Genomic DNA, 2,318 nt, shown 5'->3' with positions numbered 1-2,318 from the left:
TCGGTTTTTGCTCTGCCGCAGCAAAAATGCCCAAGCAGAGCAATTTTAGGCTCATTTACCAAATTTAGCTAACGCTCTTTGGTAGTCCTCTTCGCTATCGATGCCGATACTTTGACTTTCAACCTCTAGCATCGCTATCTTTTTGCCATTTTCTAGGGCTCGCAGCTGCTCGAGCTTCTCAGTATTTTCAAGGCTTGAAGGCATGAGCGCGCAAAACTCTTTTAGACTTTTTACGCTGTATCCGTAGATGCCAAGGTGCGCCTTGTAGCTTTTGCACTCGCTTCTGTTAAATGGTATCCTTGACCTTGAAAAATAAAGCGCATAGCCCTCAAAATCAGTCACCACTTTGACTAAATTTTTATCATCCGCAAACTCATCGTCCATCTTTTTGTAGCAAGAAAACATAAAGGCTTTCCCTTTATTTTGCTCGCAAAATGCCCTAAATTTAGCGATATTTTCAGGCTCGATAAATGGCTCATCAGCCTGAACATTTATGATGATCTCGCTCTCACTTAAACCCAAAATTTGTGCCGCTTCGTTTATCCTGTCAGTGCCACTTTGATGATCTTTGCTAGTTAGCACCGCTTTTATGCCGTGAGCCTTGGCGATATCAAGCACGCTTGGCTCATCCACCGCAACCGCCACATCATCCACGCCGCTTACTCTAAGAGCCGTCGCCACAAACATCGGCACGTCGTTTATCTCTTTTAAAATTTTATTACTAAACCTTGTTGAGGCAAGGCGGGCTGGGATGATTATCATCGCTCGATCCATTCTAGGACGCACTTTTCGATCTCGTCCTCTTTTATGATGTTTTTGTGTAAAATTTTCGCACTAAATAGCGAGTTTATCGAGCTTGGCACGCTGTCATTTAAGATTTTAGCGGTCTTTGCCAGCGCATCTTTTTCATCTTTTGTATTTGTGATCTGGCACGCCTTGATCATGCTTGGCGTAAATTTCACCCAGTGCGCGGTCGATGTGATGACGCTTACTCGGCTAGAATTCACCATTTTAAAGCAAGTAGCCGTATGCGGATCGATCGCGTAGCCGTCCTTTGCGAGCTTTGCGATATATGCCTCGCACTCTTTGTCGTCGCACCAGCTAGCCTCAAAGTCCTCTTGTAGCGCTTCAAGCTCTTGCTTGCTAAGCTTATAAAATTTATTTTTAGCAAGGCTTTGCATGAGCTCGTTGGTTCTAACGCTGCCAAATTTATCAAATAGCAAGCGCTCGACGTTTGAGCTGATCAAAATGTCCATGGCTGGGCTTATCGTCTTAACCAGCTTTTTATCTCTTAGGTCGTAAACGCCAGTGGTGAAAAACTGCGTCAAGATGTTGTTTGCGTTTGAGGCGATCTTGATCTTGCCGATCTTTGCGCCCATTTTTTTAGCGTAATACGCCCCAAGTGCATTGCCGAAATTTCCGCTTGGCACGATGATGTCAAAGCTCTCGTTTGCCTTAAGCCCCTTTTGTTTTAGCAAATTTGCGTAAGCGTAGGCGTGGTAGATGATCTGAAAGAGTATTCTTCCAAAATTTACCGAGTTTGCCGCACTTAGTTTAAGGCACTTTTTCTTAAGCTCAGCCTTAAATTTATCATTTGAAAGCAACGTTTTTAGCGCCCTTTGAGCGTCGTCAAAGTCGCCTTTTATACCAAAAACCTTTAAATTTTCACCCTGCATGGTCTGCATCTGAAGCTTTTGCACCTCGCTCGTGCCGCCATCTGGATAGAGGCAGACAACCCTTATGTTTTCGTCATTTGCAAAGGTCTGAAGTGTCGCAGGGCCCGTGTCGCCGCTAGTTGCGCACATGATAAGGTATTTTTCGCCTCGCTCTTTTGCAAGCTGGCTAAGTAGCGAGCCAAAAGGCTGAAGCGCCATATCCTTAAATGCCCTTGTTGGGCCATGATAGAGCTCATTTACGTATAAATTTTTATCTATTTTTTTAAAAACGACTGGGTGCTTTGGGTCATCAAAGCTTGCGTATCTCTTAAGCGCTTTTTTGAAAAATGCCTCTGGCACGTCAAATTTAAATAGCGAGATGATGTGAAGTGCGAGCTTTTCGTAGCTTAGACTTGAGAGTTCTTGCCACTTTGCCTTTGTGATCTTTGGTAGTTTTTTTGGTGCGTAAAGTCCGCCGTGAGCGGAGCTTGGAGCAAGCATGGCTGTGCTTAAATTTACATTTTTTACCTTTTCATCTTTTACGCTTCTAGTTGGTGTTAGTCTCATTTTTTGCCTTTTTTGGTTGATTTTTTTATCCAATTTTCGTATTTTTTAAAAACCTCTTTTGGCTTAAGCGCCAAAATTTCTGGAGTTTCGTAGCTG

2 protein-coding genes are annotated in these 2,318 nt (G+C 43.5%); both read right to left on the bottom strand.

Going from position 1 to position 2,318, the window contains the following annotated elements; all coding sequences use genetic code 11:
* Window positions 1-51 precede the first annotated feature (51 nt).
* Complete coding sequence (kdsB, locus tag Q0296_RS08980; RefSeq protein WP_298039582.1) at window positions 52-762, bottom strand: 3-deoxy-manno-octulosonate cytidylyltransferase; 711 nt, start codon at window positions 760-762, stop codon at window positions 52-54.
* Complete coding sequence (gene thrC / locus Q0296_RS08975) at window positions 759-2,222, bottom strand: threonine synthase (RefSeq protein ID WP_298039581.1); 1,464 nt, start codon at window positions 2,220-2,222, stop codon at window positions 759-761. Before thrC ends, kdsB begins: the two co-directional genes overlap by 4 nt.
* Window positions 2,223-2,318 lie beyond the last annotated feature (96 nt).

This window comes from uncultured Campylobacter sp. (assembly GCF_937890585.1).
In the GTDB taxonomy this organism is placed as follows: domain Bacteria; phylum Campylobacterota; class Campylobacteria; order Campylobacterales; family Campylobacteraceae; genus Campylobacter_A.
This window is presented reverse-complemented; position numbering and strand designations above follow the sequence as displayed.

Excerpts from the sequence above, each read along its gene's own strand:
- kdsB (WP_298039582.1), bottom strand. The coding sequence starts at position 762 with ATGATAATCATCCCAGCCCGCCTTGCCTCAACAAGGTTTAGTAATAAA.
- thrC (WP_298039581.1), bottom strand. The coding sequence starts at position 2,222 with ATGAGACTAACACCAACTAGAAGCGTAAAAGATGAAAAGGTAAAAAAT.